The organism is Candidatus Babeliales bacterium (assembly GCA_035455925.1).
Taxonomy (GTDB): Bacteria; Babelota; Babeliae; order Babelales; family Vermiphilaceae; genus SOIL31.
On the sequence record DATIEE010000018.1, the window covers coordinates 1 to 4,021 of the forward strand.

General features: G+C 32.0%; 5 protein-coding genes and 1 tRNA gene. 1 reads left to right on the forward strand and 5 read right to left on the reverse strand.

Annotated elements, in window-relative coordinates:
* Positions 1-17: 17 nt before the first annotated feature.
* The 5 genes from VLB80_02865 to VLB80_02885 form a co-directional block, all read right to left on the reverse strand.
* Entirely contained in the window at positions 18-605 is a 588-nt protein-coding gene (locus VLB80_02865) for a hypothetical protein (protein ID HSC25136.1), read from the reverse strand.
* 130 nt (positions 606-735) lie between these two features.
* Positions 736-2,052: a SpoIID/LytB domain-containing protein gene (locus tag VLB80_02870; protein ID HSC25137.1), complete on the reverse strand. Its 1,317-nt coding sequence runs from the start codon at positions 2,050-2,052 to the stop codon at positions 736-738.
* Positions 2,036-2,551 (reverse strand): ribonuclease HI family protein, encoded by a 516-nt coding sequence (locus VLB80_02875; GenBank protein ID HSC25138.1) that lies wholly within the window; start codon positions 2,549-2,551, stop codon positions 2,036-2,038. Before VLB80_02875 ends, VLB80_02870 begins: the two co-directional genes overlap by 17 nt.
* Before the next feature lie 10 nt (positions 2,552-2,561).
* Positions 2,562-3,284, reverse strand: a complete 723-nt coding sequence (locus VLB80_02880) for a hypothetical protein (GenBank protein HSC25139.1) — start codon at positions 3,282-3,284, stop codon at positions 2,562-2,564.
* 26 nt (positions 3,285-3,310) lie between these two features.
* Positions 3,311-3,387 (reverse strand) — tRNA-Ile (locus VLB80_02885).
* Positions 3,388-3,584: 197 nt separating this feature from the next.
* On the opposite strand from VLB80_02885, the gene VLB80_02890 reads away from it, so the two are divergent.
* A complete protein-coding gene (locus VLB80_02890) occupies positions 3,585-3,959 on the forward strand; it encodes an HI0074 family nucleotidyltransferase substrate-binding subunit (protein ID HSC25140.1) in 375 nt (124 codons plus the stop codon).
* The last annotated feature ends 62 nt before the right edge of the window (positions 3,960-4,021 follow it).

Here is a 4,021-nt window from a genome sequence, read left to right on the forward strand (position 1 = left end):
TGCTGATATATTTCTTTTTAAAATTCCTTCATAAGATTGTCGTAATTATTTTTAAACAAATCTCTTTTATCTTTTTGAAAAATATTTTTTATTTCCTCTGTATATGCACGATTAATTTCCAATTGTTGTTTTTTTAACTCACTAATAACAGATCTTGCTCTATCTTTTTCTTCTTGCGTATACCCATAACCAGACCTAAAGGGAGCTAAAATCTGCGTCAAATAACCTTCTTCTGCATCAATTTTCTCAAATTTTTTAATTGAATTGTCTATTAATTGTGCTAATTTCTTATCAGCTTGATGAATAATATAATCCTGTTCTCCAATTATTTTTGCAAATTGTGCACGTGTAATTTTACCTTTATCAAAGTTTTCTTTTGCTGCATCTTTAATTGTTGTCGCGTCATTTTTAATTTTTTCAACAGTAACAGTTGCTTTTTGTAATTTATTAGTTTCACGTACAAGCTTATCATCAGATGAAAGCTTCAAATCTGTATCTTTACTCATTAATTCTTTCTGGGGATCTCTAGCAAAAACATATGATTGCACTATTACAAAAACAAAAAAAATCTTACCGACAAACAATATCTTATTTACAAATTTCATACATTATCCTTTAGTTTAAACCTAATTGCCAAACATATCATATTATTTACGTATGATCATAGCAAAAAAATATTCTCTTTGTAAATAAAATTAAAAAAATATATAAAATTAAACAACAAAAATTGCTAAATTATCCTCTTAGACGCATAAAATAAACACCGGGATAATAAAATCGAAGAATAGATCTAAAATCACTTCCATTAAGGACCTGCCTAAAAGCACCCCACTGACACAACCCAATATGATGCCCAAAACCACGCCCCGTAAAAATTACTTTACCGGCCTTTTTGCTAACATCAAAATAAAAACTTTTAACCTCTTTAAGCATCGAATATAATTTTTTACCTGAAATAGCTACATTATATTTTGGACCGTCAAATCGTACCTCAGTTACCAAGCCTGCTCGATCTCTTTTTGTTATACAAACTTCATGCAATTTTGTAAAATTGTCCTGCTGCTGTTTTATAAGCTGTTCAAATACAGCGTATTCATATAATACTTGCCAAGAATATAATGCAAATTCTTTACAATATGTGCATGCATAAGTTCGCGCAAGATACGGAGCTTTAGAGAAATCAAAATCATCAATGTGTGCTGGAATAATACCGCCACAACAACAATCAAACATAGCTAAAATAGGTTTACCATTAAAACCAAGCACTATACCTCTTGTTTGTTCAACCGCCGCTCTTAATACAGGTAACTCATGTCTACCCTGATACGTTTGATGTACATTAGTGTTTTTTACATGAAAAGGCCGACTGCTACGATACGCTTCTAAAATCTTAAACATAACATAACTACGACATGCAACTGCAAATACCTTATTTACCTCTAATGGCCACCCTGGCCAACTTTCTGTCTTTAAAACAGCTGTAATATAATCTTCTAAATCAACTTTATTAATACATAGCACAGTACTTTTATAAGGTATAATTAAAAAGTCACCATCATATAAGGTACCATTACAAGCACCATGAGCCGATATAGGGCGCAAATGAATCGCGGCTTTTAAGCGCTTACCGTTATAAAACAAACAACCCCGTTTGACTGAAATGGTACATTCTTTTATTTTAATTTTTTTTTTCACAACTCCATCATTACCATTGCTAAATTGTACAATAAAACCATCAGAAGAATTAAAAAACCATTGCGCTGATGATACACTATCGCACTCAGCAAGTAACACACGTACAGATATTGAATGTTTTTTACTAATATTTTTTTGTTGAGATACACTCTTAAAATTAATCTCGCCAGGAAATAAATAGTTTATTCTTGCAGATATTATTGATTTGCAGAGATATGAATGCGATCGTATAACTAATTTTTTATTAAATGACACGATAGATGAAGTTGATGGGGTAACTACCCATGGCCACCGATGAGCATTAATGTTACTATGCATAAAAATAAAAAAAATAATGAATTTATAAGAGAATGCCATGATGTTTTAATAACGCAATATAATGTTTAGGAGGAAATACTTTACCATCAACGCCATAATTTGCCATTGCATCTGCCTCACTATTTTCATGACGCAAAACATGAACAATGCTTGCCCCTAATTGGCACATCATTTCCTTACATATACTATGTAAAGGTTGTAAGTGAGGCTGCTTAACCCTATAAACACCCATAAGCTGACGTACAAGCAATTGCGAATCAGAAACAATCTGTATAGTGTCTCCACGATTGATATGCTCGACCAGTATAAAAAAACCCAATAATAAAGCCAAATACTCAGCCTGATTGTTGGTTTTTATACCTAAGTAATAACCTTCTTTAATTTCTAAAATACCATCTTTTTCAATATAAATACCTGCACCAGAAGGTCCCGGGTTATTGCGAGAAGCACCATCTACAAACATTTTCCACATTGATACCTGCTTTGTCTCTAATTCTGCCATAGTATTAGTAAAAAAATTAAGCTGCTTAATAGACATAGCTCTCCGTTCAAGAAGCGTTTTTTTTCATAATTTCTGATGAATATAAAAGACGATAGCATTTTTGACACTGAACAAGAGCACCATGTTTTACCCGTACCATTTCCTGACTTGTAATCATTTGTGAACATGCTCCACAGCTTTGATGAACAATTTCAACAACAGGATCTTTCACGCGTGCTTGCATCATCATATATTTTTCTAACCACTCAGCTGGTACACCAATTTTTTTTTCTTCTCGCAACTTTTTCATTTCAGCAATATCAGAGTTCAACATGATAATTTTTTTTTCTAACTCTTGCACTCTACTCTGCAGCTGCTTAATACGTTCATTACTTTCAACTATTTTTTTCTGCAAACTAAGCTGAGCACCTTCAAGCCGATTCCATGAATCTAATACAACCTGTTCTTGATTAACTTGCATGCGTTGAATTAGCTCAATTTCCAATCGAATTGCTTGATATTCTTTATAATCAGAAAGATTTTCAAGACGTTGTTTTTTTTCTTTTTCTTTTTGATCTAAAACCTTCATTTCAAGCTCTTGTTCATCAACTTGCTTTTTAAGCTGAAAAACGTTCTGACGCATTTCATCAATTACTCGCGCAACCTCTTCTTCCTGCTTTTTTATCGCAGAAACTTCAAGTTCAACAGCAATTTTTTCATTTTCAACAAATTTAAATTTTTGATCAAAAGCAACAAGATTAATAAATTGTAAGAATGGATGATGATTCATGTATTTCCTTACTGCGCTCTAATGTTTGGTGGGCCCACCAGGATTTGAACCTGGGACCTTTCGGTTATGAGCCGACTGCTCTGACCAACTGAGCTATAGGCCCCACACTTTTTATATCAACAAAAAACACGTAATAAATACGTAACTGCATCAATAGAATAAAACAAATAATAACAATTGTGAAGAACAATATGCATAATCTAAAAAATTAATCATTAAAAATCTTGGCATCTAACATCGTTTAGACTACGATACGAAAAAAAACATATCTAAATACAATCAAAATAAGGTATATCTACTATGATAATTGATACAATTAATATAAATCCTCTTTTAAAGACTGTTAAAAAATTTGAACTTTTTCGACACAACTTAGAAACCGAACAAAAACAAGCTGTCGCGATTCAGGCATTTGAATACAGTTTCGAACTATCCTGGAAAATGATGAAGCGGTTATTAGCAGTACATGGTAAAATAGCAAATTCTCCACGAGAAATATATCGCATGGCAGCACTTGAAGGTTTTATCAAAGATCCAGAATTATGTTTTGATTTTCTTAAAAAACGAAATATGACTGTTCATACCTATGAGGAAAAAGAAGCTCTGGAAGTGATAAGTGTTTTTCCTGATTTTGCACGAGAACTACAAAATTTCATTAAAAATATAGGCGCTTAATATGCTTTTCATTGCAATAAAGCGATTTAACAAATTTTTATTTTAAATACATAATTCTTTAT

Bases quoted from the DNA above. Each gene is read 5' to 3' on its own strand.
- VLB80_02880 (HSC25139.1), bottom strand. From the start codon at position 3,284: ATGAATCATCATCCATTCTTACAATTTATTAATCTTGTTGCTTTTGAT.
- VLB80_02870 (HSC25137.1), bottom strand. From the start codon at position 2,052: ATGGCATTCTCTTATAAATTCATTATTTTTTTTATTTTTATGCATAGT.
- VLB80_02865 (HSC25136.1), bottom strand. From the start codon at position 605: ATGAAATTTGTAAATAAGATATTGTTTGTCGGTAAGATTTTTTTTGTT.
- VLB80_02890 (HSC25140.1), top strand. From the start codon at position 3,585: ATGATAATTGATACAATTAATATAAATCCTCTTTTAAAGACTGTTAAA.
- VLB80_02875 (HSC25138.1), bottom strand. From the start codon at position 2,551: ATGTCTATTAAGCAGCTTAATTTTTTTACTAATACTATGGCAGAATTA.